Source organism: Marinomonas flavescens, from assembly GCF_004352835.1.
Taxonomy (GTDB): Bacteria; Pseudomonadota; Gammaproteobacteria; order Pseudomonadales; family Marinomonadaceae; genus Marinomonas; species Marinomonas flavescens.
This window is the reverse complement of the sequence record NZ_SJSB01000005.1, coordinates 131,387-155,403: the sequence shown is the minus strand read 5'-3', so window position 1 is coordinate 155,403 and position 24,017 is coordinate 131,387. Positions and strand designations below refer to the sequence as shown.

General features: G+C 44.3%; 23 protein-coding genes. 12 read left to right on the top strand and 11 right to left on the bottom strand.

Annotated features, from left to right (window positions below; all coding sequences use genetic code 11):
* Positions 1 to 37: 37 nt before the first annotated feature.
* Positions 38 to 619, bottom strand: a complete 582-nt coding sequence (locus E0D70_RS07265; RefSeq protein ID WP_133011607.1) for a 3'-5' exonuclease — start codon at positions 617 to 619, stop codon at positions 38 to 40.
* A 151-nt stretch (positions 620 to 770) separates the two neighbouring features.
* On the opposite strand from E0D70_RS07265, the gene E0D70_RS07260 reads away from it, so the two are divergent.
* Positions 771 to 1,667 carry a pseudouridine synthase gene (locus E0D70_RS07260; RefSeq protein ID WP_133011606.1) on the top strand — a complete coding sequence of 299 codons (897 nt, stop codon included), beginning with the start codon at positions 771 to 773 and terminating at the stop codon, positions 1,665 to 1,667.
* A gap of 39 nt (positions 1,668 to 1,706) precedes the next feature.
* Here E0D70_RS07260 and E0D70_RS07255 read toward each other — a convergent pair whose 3' ends face one another.
* The gene (locus E0D70_RS07255; RefSeq protein WP_133011605.1) at positions 1,707 to 2,561 is read right to left on the bottom strand and encodes a crotonase/enoyl-CoA hydratase family protein; all 855 of its coding nucleotides are present in this window, start codon (positions 2,559 to 2,561) and stop codon (positions 1,707 to 1,709) included.
* Between the two features lie 255 nt (positions 2,562 to 2,816).
* On the opposite strand from E0D70_RS07255, the gene E0D70_RS07250 reads away from it, so the two are divergent.
* Positions 2,817 to 3,719, top strand: a complete 903-nt coding sequence (locus tag E0D70_RS07250; protein WP_133011604.1) for a homocysteine S-methyltransferase family protein — start codon at positions 2,817 to 2,819, stop codon at positions 3,717 to 3,719.
* A 118-nt stretch (positions 3,720 to 3,837) separates the two neighbouring features.
* Complete coding sequence (locus E0D70_RS07245) at positions 3,838 to 4,674, top strand: EamA family transporter (protein ID WP_133011603.1); 837 nt, start codon at positions 3,838 to 3,840, stop codon at positions 4,672 to 4,674.
* Positions 4,675 to 4,706: 32 nt separating this feature from the next.
* Here the strand turns inward: E0D70_RS07245 and E0D70_RS07240 are convergent, their stop codons facing one another.
* The 7 genes from E0D70_RS07240 to E0D70_RS07210 all read right to left on the bottom strand — a co-directional run bounded on the left by E0D70_RS07240 (position 4,707) and on the right by E0D70_RS07210 (position 9,788).
* Positions 4,707 to 5,249: an isochorismatase family protein gene (locus E0D70_RS07240; protein WP_133011602.1), complete on the bottom strand. Its 543-nt coding sequence runs from the start codon at positions 5,247 to 5,249 to the stop codon at positions 4,707 to 4,709.
* A gap of 27 nt (positions 5,250 to 5,276) precedes the next feature.
* Positions 5,277 to 5,816: a GNAT family N-acetyltransferase gene (locus tag E0D70_RS07235; protein WP_133011601.1), complete on the bottom strand. Its 540-nt coding sequence runs from the start codon at positions 5,814 to 5,816 to the stop codon at positions 5,277 to 5,279.
* Between the two features lie 76 nt (positions 5,817 to 5,892).
* Positions 5,893 to 6,543, bottom strand: coding sequence for a peroxiredoxin-like family protein (locus E0D70_RS07230; protein ID WP_133011600.1), 651 nt, complete (start codon positions 6,541 to 6,543; stop codon positions 5,893 to 5,895).
* Between the two features lie 181 nt (positions 6,544 to 6,724).
* Positions 6,725 to 7,144, bottom strand: a complete 420-nt coding sequence (locus tag E0D70_RS07225) for a tetratricopeptide repeat protein (protein WP_133011599.1) — start codon at positions 7,142 to 7,144, stop codon at positions 6,725 to 6,727.
* A gap of 147 nt (positions 7,145 to 7,291) precedes the next feature.
* Positions 7,292 to 7,798, bottom strand: coding sequence for a GNAT family N-acetyltransferase (locus tag E0D70_RS07220; protein WP_133011598.1), 507 nt, complete (start codon positions 7,796 to 7,798; stop codon positions 7,292 to 7,294).
* Positions 7,799 to 7,841: 43 nt separating this feature from the next.
* Entirely contained in the window at positions 7,842 to 8,903 is a 1,062-nt protein-coding gene (locus E0D70_RS07215) for a DUF2333 family protein (RefSeq protein WP_133011597.1), read from the bottom strand.
* 12 nt (positions 8,904 to 8,915) lie between these two features.
* Positions 8,916 to 9,788, bottom strand: coding sequence for a tetratricopeptide repeat protein (locus E0D70_RS07210; RefSeq protein WP_133011596.1), 873 nt, complete (start codon positions 9,786 to 9,788; stop codon positions 8,916 to 8,918).
* Between the two features lie 106 nt (positions 9,789 to 9,894).
* Between E0D70_RS07210 and dsbD the strand changes: the two genes are divergently transcribed.
* From dsbD to purD, 9 genes are all read left to right on the top strand, one after another.
* Positions 9,895 to 11,712, top strand: a complete 1,818-nt coding sequence (dsbD, locus tag E0D70_RS07205; RefSeq protein ID WP_133011595.1) for a protein-disulfide reductase DsbD — start codon at positions 9,895 to 9,897, stop codon at positions 11,710 to 11,712.
* Positions 11,713 to 11,981: 269 nt separating this feature from the next.
* Positions 11,982 to 12,431, top strand: coding sequence for an acetyl-CoA carboxylase biotin carboxyl carrier protein (gene accB / locus E0D70_RS07200; RefSeq protein WP_133011594.1), 450 nt, complete (start codon positions 11,982 to 11,984; stop codon positions 12,429 to 12,431).
* 21 nt (positions 12,432 to 12,452) lie between these two features.
* Positions 12,453 to 13,793, top strand: coding sequence for an acetyl-CoA carboxylase biotin carboxylase subunit (accC, locus tag E0D70_RS07195; protein WP_133011593.1), 1,341 nt, complete (start codon positions 12,453 to 12,455; stop codon positions 13,791 to 13,793).
* Between the two features lie 119 nt (positions 13,794 to 13,912).
* Entirely contained in the window at positions 13,913 to 14,806 is an 894-nt protein-coding gene (prmA, locus tag E0D70_RS07190; RefSeq protein WP_133011592.1) for a 50S ribosomal protein L11 methyltransferase, read from the top strand.
* Between the two features lie 47 nt (positions 14,807 to 14,853).
* Positions 14,854 to 16,245 carry a DUF3426 domain-containing protein gene (locus E0D70_RS07185; RefSeq protein WP_133011591.1) on the top strand — a complete coding sequence of 464 codons (1,392 nt, stop codon included), beginning with the start codon at positions 14,854 to 14,856 and terminating at the stop codon, positions 16,243 to 16,245.
* Between the two features lie 155 nt (positions 16,246 to 16,400).
* Positions 16,401 to 17,390, top strand: a complete 990-nt coding sequence (dusB, locus tag E0D70_RS07180) for a tRNA dihydrouridine synthase DusB (protein ID WP_133011590.1) — start codon at positions 16,401 to 16,403, stop codon at positions 17,388 to 17,390.
* Positions 17,391 to 17,489: 99 nt separating this feature from the next.
* On the top strand, positions 17,490 to 17,768 hold the full coding sequence (fis, locus tag E0D70_RS07175) for a DNA-binding transcriptional regulator Fis (RefSeq protein ID WP_133011589.1): 279 nt from the start codon (positions 17,490 to 17,492) through the stop codon (positions 17,766 to 17,768).
* Positions 17,769 to 17,851: 83 nt separating this feature from the next.
* Positions 17,852 to 19,429, top strand: coding sequence for a bifunctional phosphoribosylaminoimidazolecarboxamide formyltransferase/IMP cyclohydrolase (gene purH / locus E0D70_RS07170; RefSeq protein ID WP_133011665.1), 1,578 nt, complete (start codon positions 17,852 to 17,854; stop codon positions 19,427 to 19,429).
* 96 nt (positions 19,430 to 19,525) lie between these two features.
* Positions 19,526 to 20,812 carry a phosphoribosylamine--glycine ligase gene (gene purD / locus E0D70_RS07165; protein ID WP_133011588.1) on the top strand — a complete coding sequence of 429 codons (1,287 nt, stop codon included), beginning with the start codon at positions 19,526 to 19,528 and terminating at the stop codon, positions 20,810 to 20,812.
* A gap of 139 nt (positions 20,813 to 20,951) precedes the next feature.
* Here the strand turns inward: purD and nuoN are convergent, their stop codons facing one another.
* Complete coding sequence (gene nuoN / locus E0D70_RS07160; protein WP_133011587.1) at positions 20,952 to 22,424, bottom strand: NADH-quinone oxidoreductase subunit NuoN; 1,473 nt, start codon at positions 22,422 to 22,424, stop codon at positions 20,952 to 20,954.
* A gap of 6 nt (positions 22,425 to 22,430) precedes the next feature.
* The gene (gene nuoM / locus E0D70_RS07155; RefSeq protein WP_133011586.1) at positions 22,431 to 23,972 is read right to left on the bottom strand and encodes an NADH-quinone oxidoreductase subunit M; all 1,542 of its coding nucleotides are present in this window, start codon (positions 23,970 to 23,972) and stop codon (positions 22,431 to 22,433) included.
* Positions 23,973 to 24,017 lie beyond the last annotated feature (45 nt).

Below are 24,017 nucleotides of genomic sequence, written 5' to 3'. Positions count from 1 at the left end.
CGCTTCGGACTAGGATTCGGGTCTTAATACCGGCCAATTATTTCTTACGCAAGGCCTTTGCCACGCAAATAGCAGAATGCGCGTCATTGGCCGCGTACAACACCTGACTTTTCTTCAATGGGTAAGCGCCCCAATTTGAAATCTGCGCGCCTTTCCTAAGACAAAGATTCAACACCATAGCCACGGCTGCACGGGCACCTATGGTGTTTTTCTCCCCCACTTTGTTTTTCAACACAACGGACAAGTCTTGAGTATTGGCAATCTCTATATCGAGCTTATTACGCAGCGCTTTATTGTCATCTTTAATGCCAAAGCCGACTTTTTGAATACGCTCATTCGTTAACAATACTCGTGCCGCCTCTACAGCAAACGAAAAGCGAGTCGGAAAAAGGTAGCCCGTAGATTCGGTTGCCAATTGGATTAACGCAGGTGCCGGACTCTCTTCACCCTTACGAAAAGTTGGCTTGGTTTCTGTGTCAAAGCCAAGACAAGGCTCGTTTTCTAAAGCGCTCACGGCTTGCTTGGCGTCTTCTTCGCTTTCAATGATTTTAATATCCGGCAAATCAAGACCCATATAAAACGGCAATGCTTTGATTTGCTCCTTAGTAGGACGCTCCATAATGGCTCTCTTGGCTTGTTTTCTTAGGTTGCTTTCTTAGATCTCTATTCAACCATAAAACCGCCTCAATAGGCGGATAAAACCGTCATCGACCTGCGCTCATGCTATAGTCATCCGCTTATCTGTGCTGCTGTTTAAGGTCTGGCCACGTATGGCAATCTCTGAATACCCTTCAAAACTGAGTTTACCTCAGAGCAATCCCGGCGTCGTCACTGTGCTGGATTACCTGATCATTAAATTCCCCTATGTGGACGCGCAAATTTGGCGACAGCGGATGACTGCAGGCAAGGTACATTGGCATGACGGCACCTTGATTCATGCGCACACGCCATTCGAGACACAGCAAAGAGTGTATTATTACCGAGAAGTCGACAACGAGCCTCAAATCCCTTTTCAAGACACTATTGTGTTTCAGGATGAGCACCTTTTAGTGGCTTACAAACCCCACTTTTTAGCCGTGACACCAGGCGGCCAGTTTGTTAATGAGTGCTTGCAGACCCGCCTACGACGCCGCACAGGTTTAGATAGCTTACAAGCTCTGCATCGGTTGGATAGAGTCACCGCGGGCTTAGTGATTTTTTCGATTAACCCAAACACTCGACATCCATATCATGAGTTGTTTAAAACACGACAAGTACACAAAACCTATCAAGCCATTGCAAACGTGAGCAACAGTGACAATCTAGTAGGACAAGAATGGGAGGTAAAGAATCGTATCGTACCCAGCGAGCCACGCTTTCGCATGCAGGTGGTTGAGGGTAACGCCAACAGCCACTCAGTCATTCGCTGCGTACAACAAAGCGCCCAACAAGCCTTGTTTGAACTTACCCCTGTTACCGGTCGAACCCACCAGCTGCGCCTTCATATGCAGACACTGGGCTGGCCGATTCTGCATGACAAATACTACCCCGTTTTAGAGCCGCTCAGTACCGACAACTACGCTACGCCATTGCAGTTACTCGCCAAAGAGATTCAATTTATTGACCCCATCACTCAGCAGGTTAGGCACTTTCGTTGCCAAGATCGGCTGGCACTTCTGGAAGATTGAAATACCAGTACAAACAATCCAAATAAGGTGCCTTGGCGATTACTCAAACAAAGGCTTCTTCGGCCAAACCTCATCAAAAGTTGCTTCTTTTTTTTGTGTTTTTGCGGCAAAGCTTTTCATCATATCATTCGGCCTAAACATCCCTGCTTGCCAAGTCGCCATGTATTTCAAACTGTCTTCCACACTGTGATCGCGACTGTAGTTAATCATCTCTTTGCAGCCAGTTACCGCCAATGGAGAATTCTTGGCAATGGATTTTGCTACGTCTAACACACCTGATATGAGACTTTCATGGTCAGGAAAAACGGCATTGAGCAAGCCTATGTCTTTGGCCTCTTGGGCACTAAATTTACGCCCAGTGTAAGCCAATTCTCGTACTATTCCCGCAGGCACTAATTTCGGAAAACGTTGTAAAGTACCGACGTCTGCGGTCATACCTAATTCGGTTTCTTTAATGGTGAAAAAAGCATCTTCTGTGGCGTAACGACAATCGGCGGCACACACAAAATCCAACGCACCACCAATGCAGCCGCCCTGAATCGCTACTAGAACAGGAATTCGCGACTCTTCAAGAGAAGACAAGCTGGCTTGTAGCTGCATCACCACACGACGTAAATTCTCTGCCATTCGTCCAGGGTCGCCTGTCATGGGCACGGCATCGCCACTCATAAATACGCTAAGATCCATCCCAGCACTAAAGTGTTTCCCGGTCGAAGAGATCACAATAACCCGCGCTAATGACTCTGAATCCAACCCCTTAACTAACAGCGGTAATTCTTTCCAAAATGCCTTATTCATTGAGTTCATTTCGGTCGGACGCGACAATTGAATATGCGCGATGTGATCTTTAATATTAATCTCGAAACACGTAAATTTTCGCTCTAAAATAGCCATGACATTTCCCTTTCGTTATCTTTTTTATACGGTAGGCTACTGCCTATGAAATGATCAGAATGCATCAAATTAGCAAGTTTTTGTGCTTAGAATCAAGTCACTTCATTTTTTCTTCAAACCTCTCTCCCTGTTAACCTTAGAGGTCTAGCGAGAGTTGAACATTTCTCACCCCTATCCCGATGAAGTTTCATTATCATTGACGACAAAATATGCTTGAATAGCCACCTCTTAATTTAGGCATAAAGAAATCAATTAATGAAAAAACTCACTATTCTCGATGGCGGTATGGGGCGCGAACTTAAGCGTCTTGGTGCACCGTTCTCACAGCCCTTATGGAGTGCACAAGCACTAATAGAAGCACCACAATATGTGACTCAAGCGCATCAAGGTTTTATTGATGCAGGCGCTGAAATCATCACAACAAATAGCTATGCCTGCGTACCCTTTCATCTTGGCGAAGCGCTTTACCAAGAGCGTGGTGCGGCGCTAGCTAAGCAAGCCGCGATCCTTGCTCAAAACACGGCAAACAATGCCCAACAAACAATATTGGTCGCCGGTTCACTGCCTCCACCATTTGGTTCTTATCGTCCTGACTTGTTCGAAGAAGACCGCGCTTTTGATATTTTAAAAACATTGTTTAATGCTCAAGACGAACATGTCGATCTATGGCTTGCTGAAACCATCTCAAGCATTGAAGAAGCGCAAGTCATGATAAATGTGCTTAAAGAGTCAACGAAACCTTGCTACTACGCATTTACACTGAACGATAATATTGAACAACCCGCGACCCTACGCTCTGGTGAAAGTGTCACAAAAGCCATTGGCGCTATCATTCAAGAAAACATTGATGGGGTATTCTTTAACTGCTCTATCCCAGAAGTCATTGAGCAAGCGATACGCGATACTAATAACGTATTAGAGAAGCACCATAAACAAATCGACATTGGTGTTTTTGCTAATAGCTTTACGCCTATTTCAACGGATCACAAAGCCAATCTAAGCGTACAAGGCTGCCGTGATTTATCCCCTGAACAATATCTAGAATTCGCCAAAAAATGGCATACCGCTGGCGCCAATATTATCGGCGGGTGCTGTGGCATTGGACCCGAGCATATAGACCTGCTGGTACAGTGGAGAGACGGCTTCGAAAAAGCGTAACACCATGGTGATATTTGCTCCGCAATTTAGGTTTATAACCAGATAGCAGAGTATCAGCAATGACGTTATTATCGGCGACACAATACGTTCTCAATAACTCTATGGATTAGCAGTATCAATGATACCTTCAACTCAATTCCCTATGATTGCCGCCTTTGTATCGTTACTGTCCTTACAAATTGGGGCCGCCTTTGCTAAGACAATTTTTCCTCTTGTTGGTACCGATGGTGTTGCGGCTCTGCGCATCGGCATCAGCGCGCTACTTCTAGCGATTGTATTTCGTCCATGGACTGCAAAATTTCAAGCGACTTACTGGCCGAGTATTTTTATCTACGGTGCCATGATTGGGCTCATGAACCTGTTAATTTACCGAGCCTTTCTGCACATCCCCGTCGGTATCGCCATTTCCATTGAAGTGCTGGGACCACTCGGCATTTCATTACTGTCAACTAAGCGTAGAACGGACATTATCTGGGTACTCTGCGCATTAATTGGTGTGCTGTTGCTGCCCTTTAATCAAGCTGATACCGCGTTAAGTCTAACCGGTGTTATTTACGCTGTATTAGCCGCTATTTGCTGGGGTTTATACATCAAAACGGCAAGCACAGTCTCACAACTTGGCAGTAAAGGGGTGGCGACAGGTATGTTCATCGCCGCACTCTTCATGGTGCCTATTGGCACAGTTCAAGCGGGGGCTTCACTCTTTACTCCTCATATCCTCATGCTTGGCTTAATCATCGCCTTGCTATCCAGCGCCGTACCTTTCTTACTCGATATGTATGCACTAAAACGGCTTCCAAGAAGCATTTTTGGGATTCTAATGAGCGCCTCTCCTGCTGTCAGCGCCATTGCTGGCGCCATCATTCTTGATGAGCAACTAAGCACATTGCAGTGGTTTGGCATTGCCGCTATCAGCCTAGCGTGTATTGGAGCAAGCTTTACTAAAAAAGCATAAGACACTGCTTTTAGTAATTACGCCGTTAAGCTCTAGCGAATTAAGTTGAGAATAGGACGAAACTCTGGCGCTCTGCAGTCTTTTACAAGCTCGTACAGACACATTTCTAAGCCTGTGATTGTCACGCCTTTATTCATCAGTGCGGTTATCCCAAGTTGCTTATTGGTCTGCGTTCGAGAAGAAACACAGTCGCTGACCAAGTGCACATCGTAGCCACGATCCAACAATCCGCTGGCGGTTTGATAGACGCATATATGTGCTTCGATGCCACACACCAGCCAAGTTGTTATCTGTGATTCTGCTTGCACTGCTTCGACAAACTTAGCCTCTTCACAAGCATTAAAGGTAAACTTTTCGATTGGTGCCAATGGGGCTAATAACGAATGAATTTCTTCTATCGTTGAGCCTAACTTATCTGGATTTTGTTCAAGGTAAATAATAGGGAGAGCAAGCGTTTGAGCAGCCTTGATCAGCTGTTCACAATGAGAAATAAAGAATTCGCTGTCGTGGACTAGGCGAGCAAGCTTACCTTGAATATCCACCACGATAAGACCCGTTGTGTCTTTTTCTAACATAAGCCACCTCCAGATAGTTGGCTAAGCCTAACGCCATTCCGCTCGACTTAATCCATAAATAGCATGATCAAGCACATGCCTGTTTATCTTTTCAGCTCGCGTAATAATACCTTCTAGTTTGAAGCCTAAGCGCTCACACACTCGACGACTGGGCTGATTATCAACAGCGGCCGATATTTGAACTTTCTCCATATCGAGGTCAGTAAAGGCCATGGCTATTAGTTTCGTAACACATTTAGAGACAATGCCTTTACCTTGATAATCCGCGCTTATCCAGTAACCGATATCCACCTTCTTCAGATCGTGATCGATGCTATTAAAGCTAATATTACCCACTAGAGTTTGATTATAAAATATTGCACAAACCAGTGATTTTCCGTCAGCGTAGTCGTGCAAAGAGCGACTAATAAAGTTCAGAAAAAAACCGTCATCATGAGCATATGGAGGCCAAGCTAACCATTCACCCAAATAGTCACGCTCTCTCGACACAATATCGAAATATAAGGAAGCGAATGAGTTGTGAACTAGAGCCAGTTTTAAGTCTTTTTCAACGTCTAATGTAAACATAATTCCCCTTGCTTCCTATAAGCCTGTCATCAATCTAGCACCAAATCATCCGATCAAGCAGGCCGTCATTTTTTGGCTAAGCTAACGTTTCTAATGCTTTAATAATGTCGCTAGGTTCTGAACGTGTGCGATAGTCTACATCAACAAAACGCCACGCAACGTTCCCATCACGACCAATCACGAAAGTCGCAGGAATCGGCAGTATCCTACCGTTACCATTGTTAATGGATTCTAAATCAAGCTTACGATCGACACGCATATGCTCTAGTAAATGCTCAGGCACTTCCCACGCGACACCATATTCAGAGGCGACGGATGCGTTTTGGTCAGACAATACCTGAAAGGCCATTTTACTGATGTCATGTTTACTCATTGAATCGTCTGGTACTTGTGGGCTAATCGCAACCAACTCTGCACCTAGCCCATGAATTTCATCTAAATGAGCTTGTAAGGCTCTGAGCTGTAAATTGCAGTATGGGCACCAGCTGCCGCGATAAAATGTAACAACCACGGGACCTTTTTCTAATAAAGCGGTTAAAGATACCGCTTTGCCTTCTTGATTAGGCAGTTCGAAGTTAGGAGCACGTTGGTCTAATGCAATCGCATCACTGCCTTGTTGGAATTTTTTAGCTTGCGCAATAACATCGTCGACACCCTTCATGAACTCAGGGTTAGCATTTCGTGATTCTGCTATTTTTGCGTTGGTTTGTTCTTTCAACATTTTCATACTTTTCCTTTAAATCAAATTCTTTGGCGTAAGTGTCATCGCAATGCCAAATACAGTACTAATAATGTTAAAGCGACACCAATAAAAAACTAGAAAACAATAAGGAGAGTAATAATAGGAAAGTGGTAGCGGTAAAAACAACGTTACCCATATTGTCTGGGTAACGTGTTTAAGGATATGGTTACGCTTCTTGTAGCTCTTTTAATAGATCATGGATTTCGGCTTTTAACTCTTTATCAATGATTTTATTGCTATGGGTTTTAGCTTTTTCCAAGGACTCAATAGCCCCTTCTGAATCACCAAATTCTACTTGAAGTAATGCTTTTGAATAACCGATTGAAGATAAATAGTCTTTTGAGTTTATCGCCTCAGCTTTCAATAAGGCTTTATTATAAAGAGCGATAGCTTGTTCGATGTCATCATTAAAGTCTGCAAGCGCTTCCCACTGTACCGGGTGATCTTTGTCGGTATTATCATTGTCATCGCAGATCTTTTTCAATTGTGCATAACACGCATCAAAGCCAACTTGATCTTTTTTATTCGCAAAAGACATTAAGTCATTGGCCAACGAAAAGACTTCTTTATAAATTTTCGTATTCATATTTCACTCTATATTAAGCATTCAAAGATAATAGCTGCCTATGGTAATTTTAACGGGCAGTTTATGACAGTGTTGATATGTTAAAACGCGATTCTATCTGGTCAAAAACACTCTCGCGCTCTTAAAAAGACAGTAACATTTATTGATCTAATGGAATTCTCTGCCGAGTAGGTGTACATCTTCAGTAATCGCATCGTTTTGAGCAATGTTAGGCAATAAGCCCCATTGCTCGAAGCCTTGCCTCGTAAAGAATCGTTGACTGGCGTAATTACTGGCATAGATATAGGCAATTAAATGAGTAAAGCCGATACTTGTCTGATGATGCTCTAAATGCTGGATCAGTTGTTTGCCTAGACCTTTGTGCTGGTATTCAGGAGCAACATAAAGACTAATTTCTGAAGCTCGATCAAAAGCGGGTAACCCATAGAAAGGCTCAAGAGAACACCAAGCGACAACCTCATCTTGTACAACTATAACCAGCATCGGGTATTTATCGGAGGTATTTTCAAGCCATTCCATGATATCGATAAGACCAATACTGTCTTGTCGATTTGTGGCAACCGCGAACGGATCACCTTGCTGAAAGATAGATAAAATAGCCGGAGCGTCTTCTAAAACAGCGGCACGAATCAAGTGTCTCTTCTCTGCATTCATACCGCTATTGTCTCTTAGGTTCTTACGATGTGCGAATCGTTGTTTAGCCTTGCTCTAGCAAGCTACGTAAATCAATCAGCGCGGCGTTAGCGCGAGAGAGGTAAGATGCCATCACCAACGAATGGTTTGCCAAGATACCAAAACCACTGCCATTGAGAATCATTGGAGACCAGATACTTTCTTGGGTCGCCTCTAATTCTCGAATAATTTGACGCAAGCTAACGAGAGCATTTTTATCTTTTAGTGTAGGAGCAAAATCCACTTCCACTGATTTAAGAATATGGATCAACGCCCAACTAGTGCCGCGGGCTTCATAAAATACATTATCAATTTGGCTCCACGGCGTTTTAACGTATTTGTACGCTTCCTCGTTATTGTTATTGCTCGCATCTTGAGCGCTTTTATTGCCCGCTAAATCTGTATTCTCACGAACTTTAACTACACTGGCTGATAAACGCTGAGATAAGCTACCTAAACGAGTACTCACATCTGATAACCAATCCACTAGGTTATCTGAGCGAGCGTAAAACTTCGCTGGTGCTTGTCGTGAATTGCCCGCCAAACGATCCATGTATTCTAAGATTTCTTTATTACCGCGCTCGTATTCGCTTTCACTAGAAGGCAATGCCCAGCTATTATTATCAAAGTTAAATTGAGGCTCAGCGACTTTTAGGTTCACATCTTCGGTTGACTGAGATTGCGACCGACTAAACTCTTTACGCATTGCGCGAGCTAAGTCCCTTACTTGTACCAATACTCCAAATTCCCAAGAGGGCATGTTGTCCATAAAAACACCTGGAGGCATCACATCATTCGAAATAAACCCACCTGGTTTATTAAGCAATGTATCGACCATTTCATGCAATGTATTGGCTGTCGTATAACCTACAACCAACTGTTTATCAGGGCCAAGATCACCACGTGCTTCTGCAGTCGCTTTTGCTGACGCAACCACATTAAATTGGCCAGGCTCCGTGCTCCAATACATTCCCAATATAGATAACAAAATAACCAGCACACAAATAAGACCAACTATCCATTTCCATAATCCAGGCAAATGGGAGTCGCCTTTCCAAAACTGTAATTTACTTAATAAACTCGCCATCGTTATTTCACCTTAATTCTGTTGTAATTCGACCATATAGTCTGAGCGATGATAAATCATTGCGCGTACACGATAATCACTGACTCGACTGTTGATAATTTGATAAATCAATCGGGCTTGTTTGTCATTCGGCCAATAAATAGCAACTTCACTTTGGTCTTTTGCTACTTTATCGATAATAGGCTGAAGTGTCTTAACTATTTCATCGTCACTCAAACTGAATAAATCATGTGGCAAAAAATATTGCCCTGCTTTAATTTGAGATTCTGCTGTTTTAGAAGTATTCACTTGAGTGTTTGTTGATCCACCCTGAATCGTTTGCTGTTCAGTCTCTGACGGCGAGGCGTTTAGTCTTGCTGCTCGCTGTCGTTGCGCTTGTATTCGTTGTTCCTTTAATCCTCTAATACGCGCCGCCATATCATTAATGGTCGCGTCTTCAGGGTTTACTGAGCGAGCAGAGTCTAGATAACGCTCAGCGGCTTTATAATTTGTTTGTCTCGCCGCGTTTAGCGCCCATTGAGTATAAGTATCAATAATGGAAGCAATACCCAGTGTCGCTTGATAATTACCCGGGTCTCGACCCAATACGGCTTGAAAATACAAATTAGCATTATCATCGGCTGGCGTAAGTAATTGATTTGCCGCGAGAGCTTGTTTCCCCAGCTGAACCAATTTGTCCGTCATTATTTCAAAAGAGGTACGCACCTTTTTTTGAGTAACTTGAACCACTTTTTTAGCGTTAACTGGTGTTTGTTTCGCCTTAGCCACTTTTACCACTTCTGGTTTGGCTAGACCGACATGAGTAGGGTCCGATTTTTTCACATTTTCTTGGCATCCAGCGAGGAAAATGACAGTAAACAGTAAGGATATCGTTTTAATGCTCAATTTAGCCTCTTATGACTGGCAACTTTCTAAAGGGTTGATAGTCTATATCCGCTATTCGTGTGATGGAATAGATTCACGCAATCTAACTTATTTATAAAAGATTCTTATGCGCCTATTTATTGTATTTTGTTTGCTCTTAGTTAACAGCACCGCTTTTGCATTTACTTTTGCTCCTACCACAAATCAACTAGGACCTACTTTTCTACCCGTTGAGCAAGCCTTCCAGCTCACGTTAGACCCACCAAAAGATGGGAAAATAAAAGCGAATTGGTACATCAGTAAAGGTTATTATCTTTACCAGAACCGTTTATCACTGTCTGGCCCTCAAGCCGATAAACTGCACTTTGCAGCGCTGCCTAAAGGCGAAGACAAAACCGATAAATATTTCGGCGACGTGGTTATCTACAAACACAATTTGTCACTTTCTATTTATTATGACATTACTTTGCCTGTTGGTACTAAAATCAATGCCACCCTACACTACCAAGGATGCGCTGAAAAAGGCTTATGTTACGCGCCGCAGTCCACCCCGATTGAATTCACCGTCCCGCAGACAGATAAGACCAGTATTAAAACGAACGCATCACAATCGATACAAGCTCCTGTTGCGTTATCTGAAGCCTCTTCAATCAACCAAATTCTTGCCTCAAGCAATCTATGGGCGGCCATTGCCGCTTTATTTGGCTTTGGCTTATTGCTTTCGCTAACACCCTGTGTGCTACCAATGATTCCTATTGTTAGCGCCATTGTTGTCGGCACGCGACGCTCGAAATTAGGCTCTTTTTATTACAGCGTTGTGTATGTACTGGCGATGGCGCTGACTTATGGCGCCATCGGTGCTATTGCCGGTATTTTCGGAACCCAGCTTAATTTGCAAGCACAGTTGCAAAGCCCTGTACTGCTTTCCATCAGTGCGATTCTTTTTATTGCCTTGGCCCTTGCGATGTTTGGAGTATACGAACTGCGCTTGCCGTCATCATGGCAAAATCGCCTACAGCAAAGTAGCAATCCAGACTCTGCTTCAAGTCTACGCACGACGATCAATACCTTTATCGCAGGCGTACTGGCAACATTGATTGTTTCGCCTTGCGTGTCAGCTCCCGTCGCTGGCGTATTACTTTATATATCCAGCCAAGGTGATATTTGGTATGGCGCGCTAATGCTTTTCGTTATGGCGTTAGGTATGGGGATTCCGCTCTTATTAGTTGGGTTATTTGGCCCTAAAATATTGCCTAAAACGGGTCCTTGGCTTCACGACACTAAAGTCATTATGGGATTTGCCCTACTGGCTGTCTCTATCTGGCTCGCGACTCGCTGGTTACCAGACGCCACCCACCTTATTTTATGGGCGGCCTTAGCGCTCGGCATAAGTGGCTACTTCCTACACAGAGTGAGTAAATCATACTCTCATCCAGTGCGCTGGTTTTTTGCACTGTTCTTTGGTGTGATTGGTGCTTTTGAAATGTATGGAGGGGCTTCTGGTGCTTCCAACCCTCTAGAGCCTCTTTCATCCACTCAAGACAGAATTGAAGATGTTAGCGCTTCTCCATTCAAAAAAACCATTACCAGTTTAAACGAAATTCCACCGTTATTAGCCAGCCAAGACCATCGACCCATCATGTTAGATTTTTATGCCGATTGGTGCATAAGCTGCAAAGTATTGGAAGAAGAAGTTTTTAAAGCAACAGATGTCCATCCATATTTGAAACAGGTTCAACTGGTCAGAGTCGATGTCACAAAAAATACACCAGAGAACAAAGCGTTCATGGCGCACTTTTCTGTTTTCGGTCCCCCTTCTATCATCTTCTTAGATAAAAATGGCAACGAACGTAAAGACTTAACCTTGATTGGAGAACCATCTAAAACAGATGTTTTAAATCGATTAACGTATGTAACAAAAAACAATCAGTCAGAAAATAAATAACGGTTTACTACTGTTCAAATAAAACACTAGACAGCATTTTAATGGTTTTTTTACGTCATAACTGGACAATATCACGCTTTTTAACGATAATTTCTTACTACATGACTCTGCCCCTTCACTTTTGGCCGTTAATGTAAGTAGATTGTTAAAACCTTGGTTTTACAACGTCTTCATTAAAGGACTTCATTTGCCAGAGCATGCCGAAATTAATAATGATTAGTGTCTCTAAGTAGGCACTAAACAATTTAGACTGACAAAAGAGAGTAACCATGGATATTCGTAAAATAAAGAAACTAATCGAGCTTCTAGAAGAATCTAACGTCTACGAGATTGAAATCAAAGAAGGCGAAGAAGCAGTACGAATTAGTCGCGGTGGCGCACCTGTTGCTATGGCTCCTCAAATGATGGCCGCTCCAGCACCTCAATTAGCCGCTGCTCCGGCACCAGCATCTTCTGCAGCACCAGCCGCAGCACCAGAAATTGCAGGCCACACAGTAAACTCTCCAATGGTTGGAACTTACTATAAGTCTTCTGCTCCAGGTTCTAAGGCTTTCATTGAAGTTGGTCAAAAAGTTAACGTGGGCGATACAATCTGTATCGTTGAAGCAATGAAAATGATGAATCAAATCGAAGCCGACAAGTCGGGCACGATTGCCGCTATTCTTGTAGAAGACGGCGAGCCAGTTGAATTTGATCAACCTCTTGTTTCCATCGTTTAATCAACAGCTATAGGTTTCATCATGCTAGATAAGGTATTGATTGCTAACCGAGGCGAAATCGCGCTACGTATTTTACGTGCGTGTAAAGAACTCGGTATCAAAACCGTTGCGGTTCACTCAAAAATTGACCGCGACTTACTACATGTTCGCTTAGCAGACGAATCCATCTGTATCGGACCAAACCCTTCATCACAAAGTTATTTGAACATTCCTGCGATTATCAGTGCAGCAGAATTGACAGATACATCTGGGATTCACCCAGGTTATGGCTTCTTAGCAGAAAATGCTGATTTTGCTGAACAAGTAGAACGCTCAGGCTTTGCCTTTATCGGCCCTAAAGCTGAAACTATTCGCCTTATGGGTGACAAAGTTTCTGCGATTAAAGCAATGAAAGAAGCGGGTGTTCCTACGGTTCCTGGCTCCAATGGCCCAGTTCCTGAAGATCCAGAAGAATGTATCCGTGTGGCTCGAGAAATCGGCTTCCCTGTGATCATTAAAGCCGCTGCTGGTGGTGGTGGTCGTGGTATGCGCGTTGTTCACAACGAAGGCAGCCTACTTAAATCGATCAGCGTTACACAAGCAGAAGCAGGATCTTACTTCGGCGACAGCACGGTTTATATGGAGAAATTCCTACAAAACCCACGTCACGTAGAAGTACAAATCCTAGCTGACGGCCAAGGTAACGCAATTCATTTGTATGATCGCGATTGCTCTTTGCAACGTCGTCACCAAAAAGTATTGGAAGAAGCTCCAGCACCAATGCTTGATGAAACATCTCGCCAAGCTTGTCTAAAAGCCTGTGTTGATGCTTGTATCAAGATCAATTACCGCGGCGCGGGTACTTTTGAGTTTTTGTACGAAGATGGTGGCTTTTACTTCATCGAAATGAACACTCGTGTTCAGGTAGAGCATCCAGTTACTGAAATGGTAACAGGTGTTGATATTGTAAAAGAACAACTTCGCATTGCCAGTGGCATGCCATTGTCTCTTAAACAAGAAGACATCAAGCTTAATGGCCACGCCGTAGAAGCACGAATCAACGCTGAAGATCCGAAAACCTTCATGCCAAGCCCTGGTAAAGTGAACTACTTCCATGCGCCTGGCGGTAACGGTGTTCGTGTTGATTCTCACCTTTACAGCGGTTACTCAGTACCACCAACGTATGACTCTATGATTGCCAAAATCATCTGTCATGCACCGGACCGTACTATGGCAATAAAACGTCTTTCTGGTGCATTAGATGAAACCTTCATCGATGGCATTAAGAGCAACATTGAACTGCAAAAAGATCTCACAAATGATGCGAACTTTATTGCGGGTGGCGTTAATATCCATTACTTGGAGAAAAAGCTCGGCTTATAAGAGCTGATGCTTATCCCTAGCGTTCGTAAAGTTCGCTAGGGATCTTCACTTTCTGCTCGCGAACCTTCCCCAGCTTCGTTATTCTATCCCTTGCTTGTTTATTTTTCGGATGTTTGTTTATGCCTTGGCTTCAAATTTGTTTACACACCACACCTGATCATGTTCCTGCCTTTGAAGACACCCTACTAGATTGCGGCGCTATGGTCGTCACCTTTGAAGATGTTCATGATGACCCTGTCTATGAACCAGAACTAAATACAACGCCGCTATGGAAACACACGAAAGTAACAGGATTATTCGAAGCAGATGCCGATGTAGAACACATTCGCCCTGTTATTGAGCACAAAGCCAGCACCTTAGGTGAAGAAAGTACGATCGACATAAAAATCGAAATAGTCGAAGACAAAGATTGGGAAAGAGAGTGGATGGACAGCTACCATCCAATTCAATTTGGTGAACGCCTATGGGTATGCCCAAGCTGGCGCGAAGTCCCAGACGAAAACGCCATCACCCTTATGCTCGATCCAGGCCTAGCTTTCGGTACTGGCACACACCCAACCACCGCACTCTGCTTACAGTGGCTAGACAGCCTTGACTGTCATAACAAAACCATCATTGATTACGGTTGTGGCTCAGGCATTTTAGGCATTGCTGGACTATTGCTAGGCGCAGATAACATGGTTGGCATCGACATTGACCCACAAGCTGTGCAAGCGACACAAGCCAACGCTGAACGCAACAACATCGATCCTGCGCGCATCGAGGTAAAGCTTCCACCTTACGAATCAGATTTACAAGCTGATATCGTTGTCGCTAACATCTTAGCGGGACCTTTAGCACATTTAGCCCCAACTATTACGGCATTAGTGAAAACCGGCGGTCAATTAGCACTATCAGGCATCCTTGCGAACCAAGCACAAGAAGTAATAGACGCATATCAAGAATGGTTTACGATTGAATCTATTACAGAGAAAGAAGAATGGGTTCGCATTGTTGGTATTAAAAACGCCTAAAGTCACTAGGTAATCAGTAGAAGTCCAAATAGGAAGGCCGTAACACAATGACCGATAGCTTAATCACTCGTTGTCCCAAATGTTCCACTGCATTTCGTGTAACCGATGATGTATTAAGCATGGCAAAAGGAAAAGTACGTTGCGGTCAATGCTTCCATATTTTTGATGCCAGAGAAGCGGCTAACAAAATAACGACACCACCAGCGCAACCCACCGCAGTAAAAGAACAGATTCTTGAATCGAAAGTGGAGCCTGAACTTAAAAAACACACACCATTCTCCGAGTCAGAGCCAGAGACCAACGAAATCTCAAAAGGTAACACTCTGCTTTTTACCTCAGCTGACGATGAACCTGTCAGTCCTGAATGGTTACAAACACTGTTCGATGAAGATGATTTAGCACCGGGTACTCCAGATGACCCTTTGTTTGATGCCCCCAAACACACTCATCAACCTTCTCCCACTTCCGATGACTACGACCCAACTGATGCATTGCTCATTAACACGAGCAGCACGTCGTCACGCACCAAGCAAAACAATGAATTCAGCAGCCATACCAATGAAAAGGCTTTCTCTAAGCCCCAAAGAAAAGAAAACCAAGCTCAGAAATCAAACGATGCGCAAACAGACCCCGCGCCATGGGAACTAGAGCTAGCCGAAGTCGAAGCCGCATTAAATGCGACCCCAAGGCAACAGCCGATCAAAAAAGAAACTCTCGAACTTTTCACTGCGAAAAATAAACACGAAGAATTACACGCTACACCTGAGGCTGAACCCGAAGCAGAACCTGATTACATGGTGGCCTTGCACTCACTTGCCCAGGAAACCTCTAAACAGGACGCTTCAAATAGAATAACCAGCCAACATGCCGCATTAGATCAGCTGACCGGTCAAGAGTACCTAGACCCTTTACTGGGTGAATACGAAAAAGAGCAAAAATCCAACAAAAAACCGCGCACCTTCTTATGGTTTCTAGGGGTTCTCTTTGGCCTATTCGCTCTCGCGACACAAGTGACTGGACATTTCTTTTTACAAGGTAGTCAGTCGGAAAATTTTAGAGTGCTTTATCGAACCTTTTGTACTTATACCGGCTGTACTTTGCCCGTATTTGTTGACATTAACGCCATCAGTATTCAACACGTACGTATTCAAAGCCACCCAACAAAACCGAATGCATTATTAGTTAACGCCATCATGACTAATACCAGTAAGTACGCACAACCCATGCCTAAAATTGCTCTAGAATTCTTTGATCTAAATGGCGCACCCGTCGCCGCTCGATTATTCTCTCCTAGAGATTATCTTGATAAAGACTTCTTAGACATTACTTATATGCCGCCTAACACGCCAATTCACTTAGTCATTCCTATTCGAGATCCTGGTGCACGAGCGGTTACACACCAGCTTCGAGTTTTCCCAGCAGGGACTCGTTCTTACTAATTTAGGGTATTTTTGAGCCCGTAATAAAATAAGCACAAAAAATAGCCAATTTTCGTGTTGTCAAGACTTCAAAAATGTCTATCTACTAGGTATTATGCACGCCCGCTCGACATTGTCGCCGATCTTAAACTTTCGATTCAGTATTCAGGAACAGCATGGCTTTTGCTATTGGCTCATATTGCGTTGACAAGCCAGTTATTCTTGCCCCTATGGCAGGTGTAACAGATTTGCCTTTTCGCCGTCTTTGTCATGATCAAGGTGCTGGATTAGTCGTCTCAGAAATGGTGACGTCTGATGTTCGTCTTTGGAACTCAACGAAGAGCCGTCATCGTTTAATTCACGATGCCGAAGTCTCGCCAAGATCCGTACAAATTGCTGGCGGCGACCCAAAAATGATGGCAGAAGCGGCTCAACAGAATGTTGAACTAGGCGCTCAAATCATTGATATCAATATGGGTTGTCCTGCTAAGAAAGTATGCAATAAAGCAGCAGGGTCAGCGCTGCTAAAAGACGAAGTATTAGTTCGTGAAATATTAGAATCGGTGGTAAATAGTGTCTCTGTTCCTGTTACTTTAAAAATCAGAACAGGATGGAGCCAAGATCAAAAAAATGGTTTAACCATTGCCAAGATGGCAGAAGACATTGGTATCAAAGCATTGGCTGTCCATGGAAGAACACGAGAGTGTAAATTTCAGGGGCAAGCTGAGTACGATACGATTGCCGAGATCAAGCATCATCTTACTATTCCGGTGTTTGCTAACGGTGATATCAGGGATGCAAAAACCGCTAAATTCGTGATGGATTACACGAATGCTGATGGCGTTATGATAGGACGAGCAGCACAAGGACGACCATGGATTTTTCGAGAAATAAATCACTACTTACAAACCAATGAACTGTTAGCACCTCCTTCTCTTTTAGAAGTGCATCAGTTGGTTATCAGTCACGTCAATGCTCTTCACCAGTTTTATGGTGACTATCTGGGCGTGCGTATTGCACGCAAACATGTTGGCTGGTATCTACAAACGTTGGCGGACAAAACACAATTTCGTAGCTTGTTTAACCGTATTGATAATACGCAAGAACAGCTCGATCAACTGAACGAATTTTTTGTTTGTCATATGACAAACAAACCTTGTACTTAATAGGCAAAGACTTTATAGCCTCGTCAGATTTATTATCTTTCGTAATCTATGATCTATGCTCATTACTAAATGGTTAGCTTTAAACTAGAAGGTCATTCTGTGGTAGAACAAACTCATACTAAAACGTTTCAAGCGGCTTCTTCAGAGCAGTCACAAACACTACGTGATAACGTTGAAAAAGCACTGCAAAACTACTTCGCTCACTTGGATGGGCAGCCAGTGACTGACTTGTATCAGTTAGTCTTAGCGGAGGTCGAGGCACCTCTTCTAGAGTCTGTCATGAGCTACACAAAAGACAATCAAACAAAGGCGTCAACTATCCTTGGCTTAAACCGAGGAACATTGCGCAAAAAGTTAAAGCAGTACGGCATGCTTTAACCATTGAAAAAAGGGCAATTTCGCCCTTTTTTCGTTTTACCTTCCCCTTGTTTATTTATCGTTAATCAATTGCGAGAACCATGATGGCAAATCACACAACTGTTACTCCAATCAAACGAGCTCTAATCAGCGTTTCCGACAAAACAGGCATTGTCGAATTCGCCCGCGAATTAACCGCTCAGGGCATTGAAATCCTTTCTACTGGTGGCACTTACCGTCTATTACTTGAAAACCAAGTAGCGGCAACGGAAGTATCTGATTACACCGGTTTTCCTGAAATGATGGATGGCCGTGTAAAAACACTGCACCCGAAAGTACATGGCGGCATCCTTGGTCGTCGTGATATCGACGGCGCGATCATGAAAGAACACGGTATCGACGAGATCGATATGGTCGTTGTTAACCTATACCCATTCGAAGCAACAATCGAACGCCCTGATTGCGACCTACCAATGGCGATTGAAAACATCGACATCGGCGGCCCGACTATGGTTCGCTCTGCAGCGAAAAACCATAAAGACGTGGCTATCGTTGTATCACCAGCAAGCTATGATGCGCTACTTGCCTCCCTAAAAGCAGACGGCGGTTTAACGTACGATCAACGTTTCGACCTTGCGGTACAAGCATTTGAACATACGTCTTATTACGACGGTGCTATTGCTAACTTCTTGGGCAAAAAAGTGGAAGGCGGCAGCGAAGATTTCGCTCGCACATTCAACTTGCAGTTCAACAAACAAGAAGAAATGCGTTACGGCGAGAACCCACATCAAAAAGCGGCGTTTTATGTTGAAGCAAATCCAAAAGAAGCGTCCATCAGCACGGCAAAACAAATTCAAGGCAAAGCCTTGTCTTACAACAACATTGCCGACACTGATGCCGCTCTAGAATGCGTTAAAAGCTTCGACAAGCCAGCTTGTGTAATCGTTAAGCACGCTAACCCTTGCGGTGTGGCGACTGGCGAAAACCAATTAGCCGCTTACGAATTAGCCTTCCAAACAGACCCAACGTCTGCGTTTGGTGGCATCATTGCTTTTAACCAAGAATTAGATGCAGCAACCGCTCAAGCGATTGTTGACCGTCAATTCGTTGAAGTGATCATAGCGCCAAGCGTTAGCAAAGCAGCCGCAGACATAGTGGCAACTAAGCAAAACGTACGCGTTCTTGAATGCGGTCAATGGTCACAAGACAAGCCTGCAGCACTAGACTACAAACGCGTTAACGGCGGCCTATTGGTTCAAGACCGTGACGACGGAGCTATCACGCTAGACGACCTAAAAGTTGTGTCTAAGCGTCAACCAAGTGAAGCGGAACTAAAAGATCTATTGTTTGCTTGGAAAGTTGCTAAATTCGTTAAATCTAACGCCATTGTTTACGCAAAAGCAGAACAAACTATCGGTGTGGGTGCTGGCCAAATGAGCCGCGTATACAGTGCAAAAATCGCGGGCATTAAAGCCGCTGACGAAAACCTTGAAGTACCGGGTTCTGTTATGGCCTCTGACGCTTTCTTCCCATTCCGTGATGGCATAGACGCCGCAGCGGCAGCGGGCATTACTGCCGTTATTCAGCCTGGTGGCTCGATGCGTGATGCTGAAGTCATCGCGGCAGCAGACGAAGCCGGCATGGCAATGGTCTTCACTGGCATGCGCCATTTCCGTCATTAATCAACCGCCACTAAACAGCCGTCACGATAAAAGTGACACTCTTTAGCGAATAGCCAGTGGGGAGACTCACTGGCTAACAATAGAAAGGATGAAAACATGAAAGTTCTTATTATTGGTAACGGCGGTCGTGAACATGCACTTGCATGGAAAACCGCAGAATCAAGCGATGTCGAAAAAGTCTTTGTTGCACCTGGTAATGCGGGTTCAGCGATGGAAAACAAAGTTGAAAACGTCAATATTGGCGTGACTGATATTGCCGGCCTTGTTGCCTTTGCCAAAAAAGAAAACATCGATCTGACCATTGTGGGCCCTGAAGCGCCATTGGTTATTGGTGTGGTAGATGCGTTTGAAAAAGAAGGTCTTGCTATCTTCGGCCCAACCGCTGCCGCAGCACAGCTTGAAGGCTCTAAGGCCTTCACTAAAGACTTTTTAGCTCGCCATAATATCCCAACAGCGGCCTACGGCAACTTTACTGAGATCGAACCTGCGGTTGCTTACATCAAGCAACAAGGCGCTCCGATTGTGGTAAAAGCCGATGGTCTTGCGGCTGGTAAAGGTGTGATTTTGGCTCAAACAGAAGCCGAAGCCATCGAAGCGGTTGAAGACATGCTGCAAGGCAACTCTTTTGGTGATGCGGGCAGCCGTGTGGTCATTGAAGAGTTTCTAACTGGCGAAGAAGCCAGCTTCATTTGTATGGTAGATGGCGAAACTGTATTGCCAATGGCAACCAGCCAAGACCATAAAGCACGTGACAATGGTGACCTTGGACCAAACACTGGCGGCATGGGCGCTTATTCCCCTGCTCCCGTTGTAACACCTGAGATTCATGATCGCATCATGAACGAAGTCATTATGCCAACCGTGAAAGGCATGAACGCTGAAGGCAATCGTTACCGCGGTTTCTTATACGCAGGTGTCATGATTGACGCTGATGGCACACCAAAAACACTGGAATACAATTGCCGTTTTGGTGATCCAGAAACACAACCTATTATGATGCGCTTGCGTTCTGATTTGGCAAAAATGTGTTTGGCTGCCGTCAATGGCCAGCTAGACAGCGTTGACGCAGATTGGGACCCTCGTGCTAGCCTAGGCGTTGTACTGGCTGCTGGCGGCTACCCTGCTGACTACCCGAAAGGCGATGTTATCTCAGGCTTAAATACGGTCCTTCCAGCGCACCAGAAAGTCTTCCAAGCAGGTACTGCATTGAAAGATGGTAACGTGGTTACTAATGGTGGTCGTGTCCTTTGTGCGGTCTCTCTTGGCGACACCGTTGCCGAAGCACAAGCTGGCGCTTATGATGTCGTAAAAACATTATCTTGGGATAAAGTGTACTTTCGTACCGACATTGGTCATCGCGCCATTGCCCGTGAACAGAAATAGTCACTCGTTATAAGAAATTGCTAAATAAGCAACGCTGCTGATTTAGCGTTCCTTTTTAAAAACGATTTTCCAAATAAAAAGGCTCGTCATTTTTGACGAGCCTTTTTTTGTTTCTATGTTCCACTCTAATATTGTATTGCTACCAAGGAGTGGCGAGCTGTACGCAATCAATCAATGGCTGCGGATAAACACCTAAAACAACCACGATAATCACTGATATTAATAGTACACATGTTCCAGATTTAATAGAGGCACTCTTCGCTTCGATACTTTCTAAACGCTCTTCTACTAGAGAGTTGTCACGAGCCGGCAAAAATACGTTAATGGCTACTTTCAGATAATAATAAAGACCAATAGCACTCCCAATAACCACCGCCGCACTTAACCACCAAAGAGAGGCTTTCATCGCTAATGCAAGCACATAGAACTTACCGATAAAACCAAGCGTCATTGGAATACCCGCTAACGATAACATCATCACGGCCAGAACAATGGCAATCAACGGGCGACGCTTAAATAAGCCACGGTACGCAGAGATCTCTTCTACATCTTTGCCTTTATAGGGGCTTGATAGCAAACTCACCGCACCAAACGAACCTAAGCTGGCAAATAAATACCCGACTAAATACACACCCGTTGTTTCAATGGCTAATTGGCGATCTTTTATAGCCACTAACACGATTAGCAAATACCCTAAGTGTGCAATCGAGGAGTACCCTAATAATCGCTTAATATTCGTTTGCGACACCGCCATTAAATTACCAAATAGAATGGAAGCGAAAGCAATCACACCCAGTACTAATTGTACCGATGGCAGACTTGCTAATGGCGCTTCTAAAAAGATGCGCATTAGCACTGCAAAGATAGCAATCTTACTGCTTGTTGCTAAAAAGGTCGCTACTGGTGCTGGTGCACCTTGGTACACATCAGGCGTCCATAGGTGAAACGGCACCAATGAAAGCTTAAAGCAAATGCCCACTAACAGCATGCCAATACCAACTAATAATAAAGGCTGATGAATCATGCTGTGATTAAGGCTAGCACCGATACCCGCAAAGGATAACGACCCAGTATCGGCGTACAAAAGCGCCATACCAAATAACATAAACGCCGAAGCACCTGCGGAGAGCAGCATGTATTTGATCGACGCCTCAAGTGAAGGCTTCTGCTGGAAGACATAGCCCACCAAGCCGAACAACGGCAAGGAGACCAACTCAATTCCTAAGAACAAAGACGCCATATGGTCAGCACACGCTAACAATAGTCCGCCACTGGTAGAAATGAGCACCAGCATATAAAACTCTTCTTTATTATCCTGATGATATTTCAACCAAGAATAACCAAAGACACAAGTTGCTAAGCCGGCCAACAGTACTAAGCCGGAATAAAACAAAGTGAAGCCATCGACACGTAACAACGGCGTAATATGCGTAGGAATGTCTTTACCGGCTAAGAATAACGACAAGAATGCCGCAGTAAGCCCTATCAGACTTAGCCAAAGCGTCATACTGTGAGAGCGACGCCAAGCAATAGCCAGCATCACCACAACGACCGAGAAATCAACGATCAGAAGCGGTAATAAAGTGATCAATTGTTGGATACTTATGGTCATGGAAAATTACAGCCCTGTGGTTGATGTACCTGAGATGGATAAAGAAGAAGCCGCCGTATAATAATGCTGAATATTGGCAATCGCAGCGTGTGATGTATCAAGTACGCCCTGCGGATAAACGCCCAATAACACTAAGAGTACGACTAATGAAAGAATCATCGATAACTCTCTTACCGACATAGACTTCAACGGAGCTTCTGATTTTGCTTCTCCGTAATAAGCTCGGTGCATCATAATCAGTGAATATACGGACGCAAACACCAAACCAAATGTTGAAACAACGGTGATCACCGGAACCACGCTAAAGCTACCAAACAGCATCATAAACTCGCCGACAAAGTTCCCCGTGCCCGGCATACCTAACGACGCCACAGCAAAGAACATAGACAAGCCTGGCATATATCGTAAACGCCCCCAAAGCCCGCCCATTTCCCTCATGTCTCGAGTGCCTAAACGTTCATAAAGCTGACCACAAATGATAAACAAGGCCGCCGCAGATAGACCCAGAGCAATCATGGTGACAACTGCTCCTTGATAGGCAAGTTGGCTGCCAGTATAAATAGCCACCATCACAAAGCCCATGTGGGACACACTGCTGTAGGCAATCAAGCGCTTAATGTCGGTTTGAGCAAAGGCCATCCAAGCGCCGTAAAAAATACCGATCACACCCAACCACATAGCAATGGGTGCAAATTGCGCCGAGGCATGAGGGAAGAATGGCAACACAAAACGCAGTAAACCATAAGCCGCTGTTTTTAGCAGAAGACCCGCTAAATCAACCGAGCCTGCCGTTGGAGATTGGCTATGAGCATCAGGCAACCAGCCATGGAACGGCACTAAAGGCATCTTAACCGCGAACGCAATAAAGAAACCTAGCATCAGCAAGTAAGCTTCGGTATTGCTCATTTTCGTACCAAGAAGATGATTATAATCGAAGGTCCAAACGCCCGTCGTTTGATAATGAACAAAGACCAATCCGATAATCGCCACCAGCATGATCAAGCCGCTAACTTGAGTATAGATAAAGTACTTAATAGCCGTCGCAATACGAGTTCGTTCGTCGGAACCTTTATAGCCCCAAAGTGCGATCAAGAAGAATATCGGTACCAGCATCATCTCCCAGAAGAAGAAGAATAAGAACATATCAATCGCAAGAAATACGCCCATCACACCACCCACAATCCATAACAGATTGAGGTGAAATAATCCCTCACGCTTGTCCACTTCATTCCAAGAACAGACAACAGAAAGTAGGCCTAGAAAGGCGGTTAATACCACCATTAATAATGACAAACCATCCAGTGCAAAATGAATCGAGATCCCAAATCTAGGAATCCATGGCACTATAAATTCAGACTGCCATTGAGGAACACCATGGGGCACTGTTAATGAAAAGTGTCCTTGTCCCCACATCACTAATGATAATAATAACGTCAGCACCATGCTAAGCACGGCTATCCAACGAGGTAACGCTCGGCTAAAGCGTTCGCTCTGCCAACACAACAGACCGCCAATAAAAGGCAGAAGAATGAGCCAAGGTAATAGCATGGCGTTATATGATCCTCTTCAATTGATAACACTCACTTAAGCACA